A 16,049-nucleotide genomic window follows, 5' to 3' on the forward strand; every position below is an offset into this window, starting at 1 on the left:
CGCGGCGCCCGTCTCAGCGCCACAGCGCGATCTCGTTGATCTCGACGTGCTCGCCGCCCGGCGGCAGTCTCGTGATCCACAACAGCACGTGGCGCGCCTCCTCGCCGTCGCTGGCGAGGTCGATCGGCTGCCTCGCGTCGACGCTGTCGACCGAGGCGACCCTTCTCCAGGCCGGATCGTCGATGCTCTCCGGCACGTCGCCGGACGTGATGTAGACGTCGGCCGCGAAGCCCGGCGTCGTCGTCCGCACGACCATCTGCCGCAGCACCGCGCCCGGCGAGACGTCGACGGTCAGGCCGACGCCGCTCTTGGCGAGGTTTCCGCCCTCGTATCTCTCGGTGCTCCAGAAGGTCGAAGGGTCCTTGTCGACCGCGAAGTTCTTCTCCTCCGCGTGCTCCTCGCCGTCGCCGGCGGGGTCGTAGTCGGTCGCCGACGTGCCGCCGAGCCCGATCGCCCGCAGCGGCTCGGTCTGCGTCGCGCTCGGTCTGCCGGGCTGCTCGCCGCCGGTTCCGGTGCCGGCCTCCTTGCCGTTCAGCACGACGACCACGACGACCAGTGCCGCGACGACCGCGGCCAGCGCCAGCAGCGCGATCCACGCCGGTCTGCGCACGCGCAGCGGGATCCGCTTGCGGGCGCGCCGCGGCAGCGTGCGGATCACCGTCGTCGCCTCGCCGGTCGCGCTGCCGGCGCGCGCGGTCTCCAGCGCGAGCACGTCCTCGAGGTCGGCGATCAGCTCCTCGTCGCTGCGGTAGCGCTCGCGCAGCTCCTTCGCCGTCGCGCGGTCGATCACGGCCGCCAGCGACGCCGACGCCTCCGGCCGCAGGTCGCGCACGTCGGGGATCTCCTCGCGCACGTGCTTCATCGCGACCGCGACCTGGTTCTCGCCTCTGAAGGGAACCTGGCCGGTCAGCATCTCGTACAGCACGACGCCGAGCGAGTAGAGGTCGGACTGGCCGGAGACGTCGTGGCCGAGCGCCTGCTCGGGCGAGACGTAGTCGGTCGTGCCGAGCACGCGCCCGTCCTGCGTCAGGCCGTCCTCGTCGAGCGTGCGCGCGATCCCGAAGTCGGTGACCTTCGCGCTGCCCTCCTCGTCGATCAGAACGTTCTGCGGCTTCACGTCGCGGTGGACGATGTGGCGCGCGTGCGCGGCGCCGAGCGCGCGCGCTATCTCGATCGCGTACGCGACCGCCTCGCCGATCGGCAGCTCGCCAAGGCGGCGGATCCGCTCCTTCAGCGTCTCGCCCTCGACGTACTCGAAGACGATGTACGGGCGGCCGTGGTCCTCCCCGGCGTCGATCACGCCGACGATGTGCGGGTGCGAGAGCTGCGCGACGGCGCGCGCCTCGCGGCGGAAGCGCTCCAGCTGGTCGGAGTCCGACGCGATCTCGCGGTTCATCAGCTTGATCGCGACCTGCCGCTCCAGCGTCTCGTCGAGCGCGCGGTAGACGGTCGACATGCCGCCGGTCCCGATGCGGGCCTCGAGCCGGTAGCGGTCGTTCAGCAGAGTTCCGAGCAGCGTGCTCATGCGATCACAGTCATTTTGCGCCCGTGCCCGTCATCCATGCGTCCTACCACACCGATCCCGCGTGTCCTTGGTCGTGGGCGATCGCTCCCACATTACGGCGCCGGGAGGCAGAGGTAGGGCTTGATGTCTGGTTTGGGGCCGTGATCGGCCGGCCGGCACCCGAGTTGGGCGCGCCGGAGCGCATTCGCGGCGGGCGCCCTCAGGATCTCGAGGGCGCGTCTCTGGCCGACGCCTTCGGCAGCGCCGGCATCTCGCCGGCGTTCGCGGCGGCTTCGTTCTCCTGCTTGACCGCCGCCCAGATCTCCTCGCGGTAGATCGGGAGCGACTTCGGCGCATCGATGCCGAGGCGGACCGTCTGGCCGCTGACCTCCATCACCGTGACCGTGATGTCGTCGCCGAGGACGATCTTCTCGCCCGGCCTCCGGGTGATGATCAGCACGACGTTTCCTCCTTGGAAGCGGGTTCCGACCCGCTGCGAGCGCTTCTACGCGGCGCGTTCCGCGGCGTTCGTCGCCTCTTGCGCGAGCTCGCCGAAGAGCGGCGCTCGCAACGGGGCCTCGGCCGCCTGGTTGATCACCTGGTGGCCCTGGCCCGACGAGATGACGATCGGTGCGCGCAGGTTCGCCGTGAAGCCCTCGAGCTGGTCGCTTGCCCGAACGGTGACATAGATGTCGGTCGCGGTGAGCTGCGGCAGCCCGAGCCGCTCGCGCTCCTCGTCGGCCAGCTCGACCTCGTAGGCGCTGAAGAAGCGCCGCGGATCGGTCACCGGCAGCGCCAGCGCGGGGTCCTCGACCGAGTGCAGCCAGAGGAAGTCGGCCTCGGCCTCGCGCGCCACGAGCGCGAAGCGGCGGCTCTCGAAGCCGATCAGCCCGTACGGGAACTCGACGACGCTCTCGGGGTCGACTTCGATCTGCCCGAAGCGCGTGCTGTCGATCGTGAGTGACAAGGGGTCTCTCCTCCTCCGTCGCTTATCGCAGGAAGTCCATCAGGGAGTTCTGGACCACGTTCGAGCCGGCCTTGAGCGCCATGTTGTAGGCGGCCTGCTGCGTCGTGTACTGGATCAGCGTCTCGACCGTGTCAGCGTCCTCGACGCTCGACAGCAGCGCGATCGAGTTCTCCTCCAGCGCGCCGAGGCGGCTGTCGGCGATCGCCAGCCGGTTCGTGCGCGAGCCGACGTCGGCGCGGATCGTGTTGAGCGCGTCGAAGTTTCTGTCGAGCCGGACGATGTCGGTGTCGCGCAGTCTCGGGCCATCGCCGGCGCGCAGGTCGTCGGCTATGTCGCGCAGCGTGTGCAGCAGCGCGTTGTCGGCGGCGCCCTGGCCGTTGCCGAACAGTCTCGAGATGTCGGTGTTGACGTCGACCTCGACTCTGGGACCGATCTCGCGCTGGATCTTGTCGGTGTTGCCGCCGAAGGTGTCCGGGCCGGCCAGCTGGTAGGGCAGTCTGTCGGTCGCGGTGCCGGCGAAGATGTAGCGGCCGGCGTACTGGACGTTGGCCTCCTGCTTGACCGTCTCGATCAGCTGGTCGATCTCCGCCGCGGCCGCTTCCCGCGCCTGCGGTCCAGCGGAGTCGGTCGAGGCCTGGATCAGCAGCTCGCGCACGCGCTGGACGGCGTCGCCGATCTTGCCGAGCGCCGCGTCGGTGACGTTCAGCCACGCGGTGCCGTCGTCGACGTTGCGCTGGTACTGCTGCAGGCCGCCGATCTCACCGCGCAGCTCGAGCGCCCGGCTGGCGCCGAAGGGATCGTCGGACGGGCGCGTGATCTCCTTGCCGGAGGACATCTTGCTCTGCAGCTTGGAGAGCGTGTTGAGGTCGCCGTTGAGGTCCCGGATCGTGTTCCGAGCCGTCATCTGCGGGGTGATGCGCATCGTCATGGCTTAGAGCCCTACCGTTCCGGTCCGGTTGATCAGGGTGTCGAGCATCTGGTCGAGCGTCGACATCATTCGCGAGGAGGCCTGGTAGCCGCGCTGGAAGCGGATCATGTTCGTCATCTCCTCGTCGGCGGAGACGCCCTGCACGCTCTGGCGGCGGTTCTCGATCGCGTCGACGAGCGACTGCTGGTTGGCCTCGGTGTTGAGGTTCGACTTGACGACGCCGCCGACCTCGGCGATCAGCGCCGTGTAGCTTCTGTCGACCGAGCCGTAGCGCAGCTGCGCCAGCGCGTTGGCGACGTCGTTTCTGCCGGCGTCTCTCGTGCTGCCTCTGACGACCGTCGCGGCCGTCGCGACGACGCTGATTCTCTCCGCCGTCACCCCGGCCGGGTCGAAGAAGTTGACGCCGCCCGGCGCGGAGTGGATCGCGTTGACTCTCGTGACGAGGTCGGCCGCGATCGCGTCGAGTCTTCTGAGGAAGGAGAGCGCCGGTCCGGTCGGAGCGGCGAGATCCTGCAGCGCGCCGAGCTTGCCACCGGGCGTCGTCAGCGTCTGCGGCCAGGTGAAGCCGCCGGCGACGGCCGGATCGACGAGCGTGACGCCGCCGAAGTCGACTCTGACGGCACCGCTCTCGAGGTTCGTGACGGAGACCTGCGCCAGCTCGGAGAGTCTGTCGATCAGCAGGTCGCGCCGGTCCATCAGGTCGTTCGGCGACTGGCCGACGATGACGGCGTGGGCGATCGTGTCGTTGAGCTCGGAGAGCTCTCTCGCCCAGATCTCGACGTCGCCGTTGGCGCCGGTGATTCTGTCGTACTCGGCCTGCGCCTGGGTCGCGACCTTCGTCAGTTGCGTGTGGACGATCTGGAAGGCGGCGGCGAGCGAGTTGCCGGCCTGCACGACCGCCTCGCGCGCCTGCTCGGGCTCGGGCGCGAGCGCGACGTTGGACCACGCCGCCCAATACTTCTCCAGCAGCTTGTTGATGCCGTCGTCGGAGGGCTCCGCGAAGGACAGCTCGATCTGCTCGAGCGAGTTCGACTTCGTCGCCGCCGAGCCGAGCTGCATGTTGGCCGAGCGGAACTGGACGTCGAGGAAGGTGTCGCGGATGCGGCGGATCTGTGTCACGTCGACGCCGGTGCCGAGCTGCGCGCCGGCGCCCGTGATGACCGAGTTGGCCGGCACGACGAGCGCGTTCATCGCCGTCAGCACCGCCTCCTGGCGGGAGTAGCCGGCGGTGTTCGCGTTGGCGATGTTGTGGCCGGTCGTGTTGAGCGACTGCTGGTGGGCGATCAGACCGCGAAGCGAGGTCTGCAGCCCCATGAAGGAGGAGATCGGCATCGGTCTGGGCCTCTAGGCGTGAAGGTCGAAGGCGTGATGACCCGGCAGCGGCGCTGCCGGCATGGCGTTGACGGTCCCGCCGGCTTCGTAGCCGAGCGCGGTGGCCGGCTCGACGACGTTCAGCAGGTGGTCGAGGAAGGCGAGCTCCTGTCGCATCAGCGACTGGTTGAGCGAGTGCTGGCGCGTCAGCTCGTCGAGCAGCCTCTGCAGCTCGGCACTGCGCGACTGCGCCAGCTGGGCGTGTTGCGGCGCCATCAGCAGCGTCATCCGCGTCACGGTGACCTCGGCCGGAGCGAGGCCGAGCGCGGAGGCGGCGCGGTTGAGCAGCCGGTTGCGCTCATCCTCGACGCGGGCGCGGCGCTGGAACTCGGCCTGGAAGGCGCTGACCTCGTGCACGACGGCGTCGATGTCGCGCAGCCCGATCGCCTCGTGCTGGCGCATCACGATCTCCAGCAGACGCGCCGCGGAGGCGATCTGCGCGTCGAGATGGGCGAGCACGTCGTTCGTCAGCAGCGGGTCGACGAGGCTCGCCCGCGCGGCGGTGGCGCTCATGCCGAGGTTCCCTTCGTGTCCGTGGTCTGCGCGGGTGAGATCGCGTCGGTCAGCTGACGCGCGAGGCCGAGGCCGCCGGCGTCCATGAGGCCGTCGGCCATCGCCTGGGGCATCAGGCTGGCGTACGGCGAGTCGCCGCCCATCGCGCTTCTGGCGGAGGTCGAGAGCGACTCGGTCAGCTGCTTGACGAGCAGCTGCTCGAAGCCGAGCGCGGCGGTGTAGGCGTCCTTGCGCTCCTGGGGGCCGGTGCGGATGTCGGCCGGCAGCAGCGCGCTGTCGATCGGAGGAAGGCTCATCGCTACCGCTTCACCCCGTTGGCGACTTCCAGCATCTGGTCCTGCATGTGGATCGCTCTGGAGGCGAGCTGGAAGGCGCGCTGCGCGTTCATCATGTCGACCATCGAGTCGGCCATGTCGACGTTGGAGCCTTCGAGGCGGCCCTGGAGGATCGCGCTGTCGTTGCCGGCGGCGCCGGCGGGGCCGCTCTCGGCGGTGACCTCGAAGCGGTTGTCGCCGAGCGGGCGCAGTCCGTCGGGCGCGGTCACGTTGACGAGCTGGATTCTGCCGACGACCTGGTTGTTCGCGCGGACGGTGCCGTCCTGCCCGATCGCGATTCTGTCGATCGGCGTGTTGAGCGGCACCTGGATCTGCGGCTGCAGCAGCGCGCCGTCGGCCGTCGTGATGCGGCCGTTGTTGTCGAGGCGGAAGCCTCCGTCGCGCGTCAGCACCGTTCTGCCGTCCTCGGTGCGGACCTGGAAGAAGCCGCTGCCGGCGATCGCGAGGTCGAGCGGCTGCTCGGTCGTCTGCAGCGTGCCCTGCGCCTGCGAGCGGCCCACGAACGACGCGGCCGCGCCGGCGCCGGCGTCGACGCTCGCGCCGGCCTGGTCGCCCTGCGAGCTGTAGAGCAGGTCGCGGAAGCCGACGCGGACGTGCTTGTAGCCGGTCGTGTTGACGTTCGCGAGATCGTTCGCGACACCGTCGATCCGCTGCTGCTGTGCTGCCATGCCGGCGGCCGCGGAATAGAGGCCTTGAAGCATCCTGTCCTCGAGCGTAGGAGTCCGTATCAGGGGTGGAGCCCAGCCTCCGCAGCGTGCGGTCCAGCTCGAGGCTCCGTGTTCGATCCCTTTGATCGGACGGGCGCGCGCGGACTTGAGAGCGAAGTTGCGACGACCGCTCCCCGCCGCGCGCGGGCGGCGGGGAGCGGCGCCATGATCGGTCAGTAGGCGAAGGCCGCCCCGGCCCAGCTGAGGCCGGCGGCGGTGCGCGAGAGCGCGCCGAAGAGCGGTGTGCTGCCGTCGGCCGGCAGCGCCGCGGAACTGCCGAACTTGTCGCCGCTGGCGAGCCCGGCCGGTTGGTAGCTGACCGAGGTCCAGGTCGTGCCGGTGCTTCTCGTCCACTTCGCCGCCGCACCGCCGCCATAGGCGTTCGCCGACGTGCATTCCGGCTTCGTCAGCAGCACGACCGAGCCGTCGTCGGAGAGGTCGCCGTCCTGGCCGAACTCGCACCAGTTCGACGTCGTGACCGAGAAGGTCGTCGAGTGCGCCCAGCTCGTGCCGCCCCATGTGAAGAGGTAGCCGCGGCCGCCGACCGCGGTGCCGGAGATGGTCCCGCCGGCGCTGGCGCCGACGAGCATGTATCTGCCGTCGTCGCTGAGCGCGAGCGCGTCCTGCCCGAAGCCGTCGCCGGTCGCCCCGCGCGGCGTGTTGACCTGTCTCGTGTACGACCACGACCCGCTCGAACGGCGGAAGGTCAGCACGTTCGACTGGTAGATCGTTCTCGACCCGCTGACGTAGTTGTAGCCGTCCTGCCCCACGACCGCGGTCGCGCCGTCGCCCGAGATCGCGACGTTCCAGCCGAGGAAGGCGGTGTCGGAGAGGCCGCTTATCGTCAGCCCGGCGGTCGCGGTGCCGGCCGCGTCGACGCTGTAGAAGTGCGCGCGCCCCTGGCAGTTGGTGCCGCCGCAGGCGTTGCCGAGCACGAGCTGACTGCCGTCGTCGGAGACGGCGACCGCGTCCGCGAAGCCGCTCGACCCGGTCGGGCCGTCGATCTTCGTGACCTCCGTCCAGCTGCCGCCGCTGTCGCGGTCGAGCACGTAGACGGCGCCGCCGCCGGCCTCGCCGGGCGCCGAGACGACGGCGCGGTCGCCGTTGCCCGACAGCGCCACGTCGCTGCCGAAGCGGTCGCCGGTGACGCCGTCGCTGGCCGTCAGCTTGTCGACCTGGCTCCAGATGCCGCCGCTGCGCTCGAAGACGTAGACGGCGCTCGGCAGCCCGCTGCGATAGACGTTGCCGACGAGCGCGCGGTTGCCGTCGTCGGAGAGCGCGACGGAGTAGCCGAAGCGCGCGTCGGCCGACGGGTCGTCGGCATTCAGCTCGACCGCCGGCGCGGCCCCCGCCGCGAGCAGGCCGAACGAGAACGTCGCGGCGGCCACGGCCGCCGCGCGTCTGAGCATCTGCATGAACCAATCCCCCTGAGTGGTTTCTGGCGCGTCTGCGCGCCCAGCACCCTAGGTAACGGAGCGCCGACGCGCCAGCGGCGCTGTCAGCATCCGAACGGGATCAGCCGTCGTCGTCGTCGCCGCCGGTCTCTCTCGGTCCGTTGCCCTGCGCCTGGCCGAAGTCGGCTCTTCCCGTCTCGTCGCCCTCGCCGGGCGTCGTCGTCGTGCCGCCGCCGTTGTCGGGCGGCGCCGGCGCGACGTAGCGGCCGACGACGATCCGCACCGGCGCGCCTCTGGCGACGCTCGTGCCGGGCTCGGGCCGCTGCGAGATGACGATCCCGTCCTGCGCCGGATCGTCCACGACCGGTGTCGAGACGCGCGGAGTCAGACCGGCGCCGCTGAGCGCGGCCTCGGCGTCGGCGCGCGCCTGGCCGAGCACGCCGGGCACCTCGACCGGCGGCGCTCTCGCGACGACGACGGCGATCGTGCTGCCGGGGTCGACCGCCGTCCCGCCGGAGGGATCCTGCGAGATCACGTCGCCGGCCTCGACGGTGCTCGACTCCTCCTCGCTGAAGCTGGTCGCGAAGCCGGCGCCTCTGAGCGTGCTGTCGGCATCAGCGCGGGTGAAGCCGCGCACGTCGGGCACCTCGACCTGCTCGCGTCCTCTGGAGACGTAGAGGTTGACCGACGTTCCGCGATCGACGTTGTCGGCGGCGGCCGGCGAGGTGCGGATCACGATCCCCTCGGCGACGTCGTCGCTGTACTGCTCGGTCGTCTGGCCGACGGTGAGGCCGGCGTCCTGCAGCGCCGCCGTCGCTCTCGCGACGTCGTAGCCGTCGACCGCGGGCACGTCGACCGTGCCCGGGCCTCTGGAGACTCTCAGCACGACCGTCGCGCCCTCGTCGACCTCTCTGCGCGCCCCCGGGCTCTGCTCGAGCACCTCGTCGAGCGGTCTCGGCGAGGTGACCCGGTCGATCCGCGATCTCAGCCCGGCCACCTCCAGCCGTCTCTGCGCGACCTGCATCTCGAGCCCGACGACGTCAGGGACCCTCACCTGGTCGGGCTGCGAGAGCAGCACGATCGCGGCGGCGACCCCGCCGACGGCGAGCAGCGCGAGCAGCCACGCCCACCACGGCGGACGGCGGCGTCCGCGCTCGTCGTCGTGCTCCGGCTCCTCCTCCGCCATCGCGCCGGCGAGCGCGGCGGCGCCGAAGGTCGCGGTCCGCTGTCCAGGAGCCTCCTGGCCGAGGATCGCCTCCCTCGCCTCCTCCAGCGCGTGGATGAAGGCGTCGGCGTCGGCCGGCCGCCGCGCCGGATCCTTCTCCAGCGCCCACAGCACGATCTCGTCGAGCTGCGGCGGCACCGCCGGGTCGTAGGCGCTCGGCGGCGGCGCCGGCTCGGAGACGTGCTTGAGCGCGATCGTGACGGCCGACTCGGCCTCGAACGGGACGTGACCGGTCAGCAGCTCGAACAGCAGCACCCCGACCGAGTAGAGATCGGACTGCGGCGACACCGCGTGACCCTGCGCCTGCTCGGGCGAGAGGTACTGCGCGGTGCCCATGATCGAGCCGGTCTCGGTCATGTCAGAGGCGCCGGCGCGGGCGATCCCGAAGTCGGTGACCTTCGCGCGGTCCTCGTCGTCGACGATCACGTTGTGCGGTTTGAGGTCGCGGTGGACGATCCCGCGCCTGTGCGCGAAGCGGGCCGCCTTCAGCACCTGGACGGTGAGGTCGATCGCGCGCACCGGATCGATCGGCGAGTCCTGCTGGATCACCTGCTTGAGCGTGCGCCCAGGCATGTACTCCATCGCGATGTAGTACGTGCCGTCCCATCTGCCGCGGTCGTAGATGCCGACGACGTTGGGGTGCTGAAGGCTCGCCGCGCTCGACGCCTCGCGGCGGAAGCGCTCGACGAACTCGGCGTCGGAGGCGAAGCGCGGGTAGAGCAGCTTCAGCGCGACCTTGCGACCGAGCGACTGGTCCTGCGCGACGAAGACCTCGGCCATCCCGCCCGCGCCGATCCGCGAGAGCACCTTGTAGCGCTGGTCGATGATGGTGTCGGGCGCGATCTCGGTCATCAGTCGAGCAGGCTCGCGAGCACGTCACGGGCGATCGGGGCGGCGACGGTGCCGCCGAAGCCGGCGACGCTGCTCTCAACGGTCACGGCGATCGCGATTCTGGGGTCGTCGGCCGGCGCGAAGGCGATGAACCACGGCTGGTTGATCCGCTGCTCGATGTTCTTCTCGGCCGTGCCGGTCTTGCCGGCGACGTCGATGCCGGGCAGCTGGACGGCGGTGCCGGTCCCCTCGTCGACCACGTTGCCCATCATCTGCGTCAGCTCGGACGCCGTCTGCTCCGAGATCGGCCGGCTCCACTCCTTCGGCTCGACCTCGTCGACGGTGCGACCGTCCGGGTCGACGACCTTGTCGGTCAGGCGCGGCTCCATCAGCGAGCCGCCGTTGGCGATCGCGGCCGTCACCATCGCCATCTGCAGCGGCGTCACGAGCAGCTTGTCCTGACCGATCGCCACCCGCCCGATGTCGATGGCCGGGCTCGTGACCGGGACCAGGCGACCGTTGACGCGCGTGCCGCTGCGGATCATCTGGTCGTCCGGGTAGTCGAGCGGCGGCAGTCTGTAGAAGCCGAATCTCTCCATGTAGTCGCCCATCGTCTCCTTGCCCAGCTCCTCCCCGAGCTGCGCGAAGGCGGTGTTGATCGAGAGCGTCAGCGCTGTGGTCAGCGACGGGCTGTCGAAGTTCTCGTCGAAGTCGTTTCTGAGCGGGAAGCCGGAGACGACCCGCCCCGATCTGCCGTCGAGCGTCGAGTCGGGCGTGAACTCGCCGGAGTCGAGCGCCGCCGCCGCGGTGACGACCTTGAAGGTCGAGCCGGGCGGGTAGGCGCCCTGCGTGACGCGGTCCAGCAGCGGCGCGTTCTCGTCGTCGAGGTTCAGCTCTCTGAGCGCGGCGGCGTCTCTGACCACGTTCGGGTCGTAGCCGGGCGAGCTGACGAGCGTCTTGACCGCGCCGGTGCTCGGCTCTATCGCGACGACCGCGCCCTTCTGCCCCGCGAGCGCGTCGGTCGCGATCTGCTGCGCCTCCGGGTCGAGCGTCGTCACGACCGTGTTGCCGGCGCGGCGCTTGCCCTGCAGCTGGTCGAGGATCGAGTTGAGCTCGCTGGTCGTGCCCGACAGCTCCTTGTTGCGCGACCGCTCCAGCCCCGACAGCTGGCCGGAGAGCAGGTTGGCGTAGCCGACCGGATGGCCGAACAGCTCGCCGGTCGGGTAGTCGCGCTCGTAGATCGCTCTGCCGCTTCTCGTGCGGACTCTGACGCTGCGCGCCAGCACGCTGCCGTCGGCGGCGCGGATCGCGCCGCGCTTGACCTGCAGCGCGGCGAACAGCGGCCGCTTGTCGAGCGTGTTCGCGCGCAGGTCGTCGGCCTCGAAGATCGACCAGCGCGAGGTCCACGCGACCAGCACGGCAAAGAGCACCACGATCGCGAGGAAGAGGCGGACGATCGGGACGCTCATGCCGGTCGCCGGGCCTTGTCGGAGACGAGCAGCAGCAATGCCAGCAGGACGAAGTTGGCGAGGATCGAGGAGCCGCCGTAGGAGATGAACGGCAGCGTCACGCCGGTCAGCGGGATCACGTTCGTGACGCCGCCGACGATCACGAACACCTGCAGCGCGAAGACGGCCGACAGTCCGACCGCCAGCAGCGTCGAGAAGGAGTCTCTCGCCAGCAGCGCCGTCTTGAAGCCGCGCTGCACGAACAGCAGGTAGGTGATCAGCACCGCGACCGCGCCGACGAGGCCGACCTCGTTGACGATCAGCGCGTAGATCAGGTCGGTCTGCGCCGCCGGCAGCAGCGCGCTGCCGCCCGGCGTCTCCAGCATCGCGCCGCCGAAGCCACGCCCGAGCAGGCCGCCGTCGGCCTGCGCGAACAGCGAGTTGGCGATCTGGTAGCCCTCGCCGGGGTAGCGCGCGACGTTGAGCGGGTCGGTCCAGACGTTGACGCGGTCGATCACGTGCGGCACGTGCGTGCCGAGGTACCAGCCGCCGAGGCCGAACAGCAGCAGCCCGATGAAGACGAACGAGAAGCGGTTGGTGGCGACGTACAGCAGCGACAGGAAGGCGCCGAAGAACATCAGCGAGGAGCCGAGGTCGCGTATGACGACGAGCAGCAGCATCGCCATCCCCCAGATCGCCAGCAGCGGCCCGAAGTGCTTCAGCGGCGGCAGCGTGACGCCGAGGATCCGGCGCGCGCCGACGACCAGCACCTGGCGCGTGTCGCGCAGGTAGCTGGCGAGGAAGATGACGATCCCGAGCTTCGCGAACTCGGTCGGCTGGAAGACCATCACGCCGGGGATGCGGATGCCGAGGTAGGCGCCGTTGACCTGCGCACCGATCACCGGCAGGCGCGGCAGGCACAGCAGCGCCAGCGAGCCGATCGCGATCAGGTAGCGGTACTGCTCCAGCTTGCGGTAGTCGCGCAGGAAGACGATCGTCGCCGCGAACAGCAGCAGCCCAACGACGAACCACTGCGCCTGCTGCCGCGCGAGCGTGTCGTCGATGCGGTAGATCATCACCAGCCCGAAGCACGCGAGCACGGCGACGAGCGGGAACAGGTACGGGTCCGCGTACGGCAGCGCGATCCGCAGGAAGACGTGCGCGGCGACGCAGAGGCCGAGGAAGATCGCCCCGTACGTCAGCGACAGGTCCGAGAGCGCGTTCTGCGACAGCGCACCCCGCTCGATGAAGACGGCGGCGAAGCCCGCGGTCACGAGCAGCGACGCGGGGATCAACCCGAGCAGCTCGCGATTACGCGCACTCACGGGGAGAGTCTTCCCAGCTCCAACTGGGCGACGAGGTCGCGCGCATCGCTGCGCGAGCGCAGCTGGTGGTCGAGCAGGTCGTCGCGGCGCGACTCCGGCACCGCGGCGGCCGGGACGCCCGAGATCGAGTACTCCGAGTAGAGCTTGATGCCGGCGGGCAGCTCGAACGGCAGGCCCTTGTAGATCGTCACCATGCCGCGGTCGTCGGTGCCGACGAAGAAGACGGCTCTGGTCGCGAACATCCCGGCGATGCCGAGGATCACGAGCACGATCAGCGTCGAGACGGTGGCGGCGAAGATCTTCACGCGCAGCGGCAGCGGCTGGTGCTCGCGCTCCGCTCGCCGCTTGCGCGCGGCGGCGACCGACGCCAGCTCCTGCGGCTGCCCGGCCGCGCCGGAGCGCGGCTTCACGACCGGCTGCTCGGCGGTCGCCGGATCGGCGGCGGCGACGGCGCCGATCACTTCCGCGGCGTTCAGCTCGCCGGCCTGCGTCGGCTGGTCGAGCGCGGCGGTCGAGGCGGTCGGCGCGTGCGGGTCGGTCGTCGCGCCGGCACCGGCCTCCTCCAGCCGGAACAGCACGACGGTGATGTTGTCGCGGCCGCCGGCGGCGTTGGCGGCGTCGACCAGCTCGCGGCCGGCCGCCTCGAGCCCCTCGGCGCCTCTGAGGATCCCCGCGATCAGCTGCTCGGAGATCATCGAGGTGAGCCCGTCGCTGCACAGCAGCAGCAGGTCGCCGGCCTGCCCGCGGTAGGTGCGCGTGTCGACCTCGACGTCGGGCTCGGGCCCGAGCGCGCGCGTGATGATCGAGCGCTGCGGATGCTCGGCCGCCTCCTCCTCGGTCAGCTTGCCGCGCCGCACGAGCTCGTCGACGAGCGAGTGGTCGCGCGTCAGCCGCGTCAGCTCGCCGTCGCGCCACAGGTAGGCGCGGCTGTCGCCGACGTGCGCGACGGCGATCTCCTCGCCGTCCAGGTAGGCGGCCGTCAGCGTCGTGCCCATGCCGGCGCGCTCGCGGTCCTCGCGCGAGAGCTTGTGGATCCGCGCGTTGGCCTCCAGCACGCGGGTCGCGAGCCGCTCCTCGGTCGTGCCGCCCTCCGGCAGGCCCGGCGCGAACGTGTCGGCGGCCAGTCTGGAGGCGACCTCGCCGGCCTGCGCCCCGCCCATCCCGTCGGCGACGACGAACAGCGGCGCGCGCGCGAAGAAGTTGTCCTCGTTGGCGCGGCGGGCGAGGCCGGTGTCGGACTTCTCGAAGTGCTCGGCGACGCGCAGCATCAGCTCAGACGGCCCATCTCAGTCTTGAAGGTAGGAGAACTCACTGTCACCGATCCGGATGCGGTCGCCGTGGTGGAGCGGCTGGATCCCGCGCAACGGCTCCTCGTTGAGGAACGTTCCGTTCGTCGAACCGAGATCCTCCAACACCAGCACGCCGCCCTGTCGTTCGATGCGCGCGTGCTGACTCGAGGCGAACGGGTCCTCGAGCCTGATCTCGACGTTGCCGCGGCCGAGCGTCGCGCCGCCCGACAGATCGTAGGCGATTCCGTCCGGGTGCCCCGGCGCGTGCTCGACCACGAGCCGCGGCTCGCCGCCGCCGACGTGGTCGCCGAGCATGTCGTCGGCGGCGCTGTGCATCGCCGTCGCGTCGGCCGGCGGCGGGGCCGCGTCGGGCACCAGCGCCGCCTCGGCGCCGGGCTGGGCGCGCCGCAGGTCCTTCAGCGAGCTGCGCACGATCCACAGCAGGAACAGGTAGAGGACGGCGAGGAAGCCGAGCTTGAGAGCGACGGAGATCGGTTCGAGCGTCATCGCGTCACTCCAGCTCGAAGGTCAGCTGCGTCGTCCCGACCTCGATCCGGTCGCCGCTGCGCAGCAGCTGCGCCTGCTCGATCCGCGTGCCGTTGAGCGTCACGCCGTTGGTCGAGCCGAGGTCGGCGATCATCCAGCCGTCGCCGCGCGGGCGCACCTCGGCGTGTCTGCGCGAGACGTTGCCGTCGGCGAGCACGACGTCGCAGTCGCGGCTGCGGCCGATCGTCGCGCCCCCGGCCCCGACGACCATCCGCTTGCCGTCGGTCACCAGCAGCGCGGTGCTCGTGCGTGCGCGCGCCCGCTCCTCCAGCGGCTCCTGCAGCCGCTCGGCCGCGCTGTAGATCATCGTGTGGCCGGACTCGCCCTGCGACGGCTCCGCCGCCGCCTCGGCTGGCGACCTCACGAGCCGCGCCTGGATGCCGAACTCGCCGAGCCGCAGGCGGTCGTCGGTGCGGAACTCGATCAGCGGCCGCGACATCAGCGCGTATCTCTCGCGCCGCGCGTGCTCCAGCAGGTAGCCGGAGAAGTCGTCGACGAGCTGGCCCTCCAGCTCCTGGAAGCGGTCGCGGTCGGCCGGGGAGAGGTAGACGGCGTACTCGTTCGGCACGTAGACGCGCGAGATCGAGAGCGATGTGTGCTCGTCCATCTCGCGCGCGAGCTTGCGGGCGATCTCGACCGGGCGCACCTCCGAGCGGAAGGCACGACTGAACGTGCCCTCGACGAGGGATGCGATCTTGCTTTCGAGGCTGCGGAAGACGCTCATACAGTGCGCGGACGCGCGTTTCCATGCTACGGGAGTGCCCGCGGAGCGGCCGCCGCCGGTCGTTGGCCGTCGTCCCAGGCGGCGCTCTCGCGCCGTCGCGCGCGCGTCAGCACCAGCAGCCGGGCGGCGACCGCGACGAGCACGGCGACGGCGGCGCCGAGCGCCGCGCCGCGGGGATCGGGCTGGGGAACCCTGCCGTCGAGCGTCGCGCCGATCGCGCCGGCACCGGCCGCCAGCCCGGCGGCCCAGACGACGCCCGCGACGAGGTCGAGCGCGGCGTTGCGGCCGCGCACGAGCCACGGCAGGATCGCCGCGCCGGCGGCCCACAGCAGCGCGGTCGCGAGCATGCCGGACTCCAGCAGCGGCCGCAGCGCGTGGTCGACCGCGCCGCCGATCGAGTCGTCCCAGCGCGGCAGCGGCTGCGTTCCTCTCGCGCGCCCGTAGAAGAGCGTCGTGCGCGCGATCGGCTCGGCCAGCGCGAGCAGCCAGAAGCCGAGCGCGCCGAGCGCGGCCCGCCGCCAGACGGTGCGCGCCTGGCCGGCGAGCGCCGGGTAGGCGCCGGCGAGCATCGCGGCGCCGAGCAGCGGCGCGACGAGCGGCAGCGACCAGGCGCGGCCGCGGCCGCCGAACGGCAGCAGCAGCGGGATCGCCGCGACGCCGCAGCCGGCGACGAGCGCGGTGCCGGGCTGGCCGCCGGGTCCGGCCAGCCACGTCAGCAGCACGAAGGCGGAGACGAGCCAGCCGAGCCGCGGCAGCAGGCCGATCGCGACGGTGGCCAGCGCTCCGGCCAGCAGCGGGTCGGGCGGCGTGACGTCGCGCGCGAGCGGCACGAGCGCGACGGCCAGCCCGACGGCGACGCCGCCGGCCAGCCCCGGCAGCACGTGGCCGCGCACGAACGGCGCCGGGCGGCGGATCGGCGCGCCGTCGTCACCGCCCGGGCCG

Annotated in this window: 15 protein-coding genes and 1 pseudogene; all 16 read right to left on the reverse strand. The window is 71.3% G+C overall.

What is annotated here, in order from left to right; translation table 11 throughout:
* Positions 1-13 precede the first annotated feature (13 nt).
* Entirely contained in the window at positions 14-1,525 is a 1,512-nt protein-coding gene (locus R7226_RS21955) for a protein kinase domain-containing protein (RefSeq protein ID WP_318599461.1), read from the reverse strand.
* A gap of 199 nt (positions 1,526-1,724) precedes the next feature.
* Positions 1,725-1,964: a carbon storage regulator CsrA gene (csrA, locus tag R7226_RS21960; RefSeq protein WP_318599462.1), complete on the reverse strand. Its 240-nt coding sequence runs from the start codon at positions 1,962-1,964 to the stop codon at positions 1,725-1,727.
* A gap of 45 nt (positions 1,965-2,009) precedes the next feature.
* Entirely contained in the window at positions 2,010-2,471 is a 462-nt protein-coding gene (gene fliW / locus R7226_RS21965; protein WP_318599463.1) for a flagellar assembly protein FliW, read from the reverse strand.
* 22 nt (positions 2,472-2,493) lie between these two features.
* Complete coding sequence (gene flgL / locus R7226_RS21970) at positions 2,494-3,399, reverse strand: flagellar hook-associated protein FlgL (RefSeq protein ID WP_318599464.1); 906 nt, start codon at positions 3,397-3,399, stop codon at positions 2,494-2,496.
* A 3-nt stretch (positions 3,400-3,402) separates the two neighbouring features.
* On the reverse strand, positions 3,403-4,731 hold the full coding sequence (flgK, locus tag R7226_RS21975) for a flagellar hook-associated protein FlgK (protein ID WP_318599465.1): 1,329 nt from the start codon (positions 4,729-4,731) through the stop codon (positions 3,403-3,405).
* A gap of 12 nt (positions 4,732-4,743) precedes the next feature.
* Positions 4,744-5,283, reverse strand: a complete 540-nt coding sequence (flgN, locus tag R7226_RS21980; protein WP_318599466.1) for a flagellar export chaperone FlgN — start codon at positions 5,281-5,283, stop codon at positions 4,744-4,746.
* Positions 5,280-5,579, reverse strand: a complete 300-nt coding sequence (locus R7226_RS21985; protein WP_318599467.1) for a hypothetical protein — start codon at positions 5,577-5,579, stop codon at positions 5,280-5,282. The genes flgN and R7226_RS21985 overlap by 4 nt, the downstream gene beginning before the upstream one ends.
* 2 nt (positions 5,580-5,581) lie before the next feature.
* The gene (locus R7226_RS21990; protein WP_318599468.1) at positions 5,582-6,319 is read right to left on the reverse strand and encodes a flagellar hook-basal body protein; all 738 of its coding nucleotides are present in this window, start codon (positions 6,317-6,319) and stop codon (positions 5,582-5,584) included.
* A gap of 179 nt (positions 6,320-6,498) precedes the next feature.
* Complete coding sequence (locus tag R7226_RS21995; RefSeq protein WP_318599469.1) at positions 6,499-7,740, reverse strand: FG-GAP repeat protein; 1,242 nt, start codon at positions 7,738-7,740, stop codon at positions 6,499-6,501.
* Between the two features lie 100 nt (positions 7,741-7,840).
* Entirely contained in the window at positions 7,841-9,796 is a 1,956-nt protein-coding gene (gene pknB / locus R7226_RS22000; protein WP_318599470.1) for a Stk1 family PASTA domain-containing Ser/Thr kinase, read from the reverse strand.
* On the reverse strand, positions 9,796-11,244 hold the full coding sequence (locus R7226_RS22005) for a peptidoglycan D,D-transpeptidase FtsI family protein (protein WP_318599471.1): 1,449 nt from the start codon (positions 11,242-11,244) through the stop codon (positions 9,796-9,798). The genes pknB and R7226_RS22005 overlap by 1 nt, the downstream gene beginning before the upstream one ends.
* On the reverse strand, positions 11,241-12,548 hold the full coding sequence (locus R7226_RS22010; protein WP_318599472.1) for an FtsW/RodA/SpoVE family cell cycle protein: 1,308 nt from the start codon (positions 12,546-12,548) through the stop codon (positions 11,241-11,243). Before R7226_RS22010 ends, R7226_RS22005 begins: the two co-directional genes overlap by 4 nt.
* The gene (locus R7226_RS22015) at positions 12,545-13,816 is read right to left on the reverse strand and encodes a Stp1/IreP family PP2C-type Ser/Thr phosphatase (RefSeq protein WP_318599473.1); all 1,272 of its coding nucleotides are present in this window, start codon (positions 13,814-13,816) and stop codon (positions 12,545-12,547) included. The genes R7226_RS22010 and R7226_RS22015 overlap by 4 nt, the downstream gene beginning before the upstream one ends.
* 18 nt (positions 13,817-13,834) lie before the next feature.
* Positions 13,835-14,344: an FHA domain-containing protein gene (locus R7226_RS22020; protein WP_318599474.1), complete on the reverse strand. Its 510-nt coding sequence runs from the start codon at positions 14,342-14,344 to the stop codon at positions 13,835-13,837.
* Between the two features lie 4 nt (positions 14,345-14,348).
* Positions 14,349-15,107 (reverse strand): DUF3662 and FHA domain-containing protein, encoded by a 759-nt coding sequence (locus R7226_RS22025; RefSeq protein ID WP_318599475.1) that lies wholly within the window; start codon positions 15,105-15,107, stop codon positions 14,349-14,351.
* A 26-nt stretch (positions 15,108-15,133) separates the two neighbouring features.
* Positions 15,134-16,049: pseudogene (locus R7226_RS22030) on the reverse strand (hypothetical protein); the annotation flags it as partial.

The sequence above is a fragment of the Conexibacter stalactiti genome (assembly GCF_033542075.1).
GTDB classification, from domain to species: domain Bacteria; phylum Actinomycetota; class Thermoleophilia; order Solirubrobacterales; family Solirubrobacteraceae; genus Conexibacter; species Conexibacter stalactiti.

Excerpts from the sequence above, each read along its gene's own strand:
- R7226_RS22020 (WP_318599474.1), bottom strand. The coding sequence starts at position 14,344 with ATGACGCTCGAACCGATCTCCGTCGCTCTCAAGCTCGGCTTCCTCGCC.
- R7226_RS21990 (WP_318599468.1), bottom strand. The coding sequence starts at position 6,319 with ATGCTTCAAGGCCTCTATTCCGCGGCCGCCGGCATGGCAGCACAGCAG.
- pknB (WP_318599470.1), bottom strand. The coding sequence starts at position 9,796 with ATGACCGAGATCGCGCCCGACACCATCATCGACCAGCGCTACAAGGTG.
- flgK (WP_318599465.1), bottom strand. The coding sequence starts at position 4,731 with ATGCCGATCTCCTCCTTCATGGGGCTGCAGACCTCGCTTCGCGGTCTG.
- R7226_RS22015 (WP_318599473.1), bottom strand. The coding sequence starts at position 13,816 with ATGCTGCGCGTCGCCGAGCACTTCGAGAAGTCCGACACCGGCCTCGCC.
- R7226_RS21985 (WP_318599467.1), bottom strand. The coding sequence starts at position 5,579 with ATGAGCCTTCCTCCGATCGACAGCGCGCTGCTGCCGGCCGACATCCGC.
- R7226_RS22005 (WP_318599471.1), bottom strand. The coding sequence starts at position 11,244 with ATGAGCGTCCCGATCGTCCGCCTCTTCCTCGCGATCGTGGTGCTCTTT.
- R7226_RS22025 (WP_318599475.1), bottom strand. The coding sequence starts at position 15,107 with ATGAGCGTCTTCCGCAGCCTCGAAAGCAAGATCGCATCCCTCGTCGAG.
- flgL (WP_318599464.1), bottom strand. The coding sequence starts at position 3,399 with ATGACGATGCGCATCACCCCGCAGATGACGGCTCGGAACACGATCCGG.
- R7226_RS21955 (WP_318599461.1), bottom strand. The coding sequence starts at position 1,525 with ATGAGCACGCTGCTCGGAACTCTGCTGAACGACCGCTACCGGCTCGAG.
- R7226_RS21995 (WP_318599469.1), bottom strand. The coding sequence starts at position 7,740 with ATGCAGATGCTCAGACGCGCGGCGGCCGTGGCCGCCGCGACGTTCTCG.
- flgN (WP_318599466.1), bottom strand. The coding sequence starts at position 5,283 with ATGAGCGCCACCGCCGCGCGGGCGAGCCTCGTCGACCCGCTGCTGACG.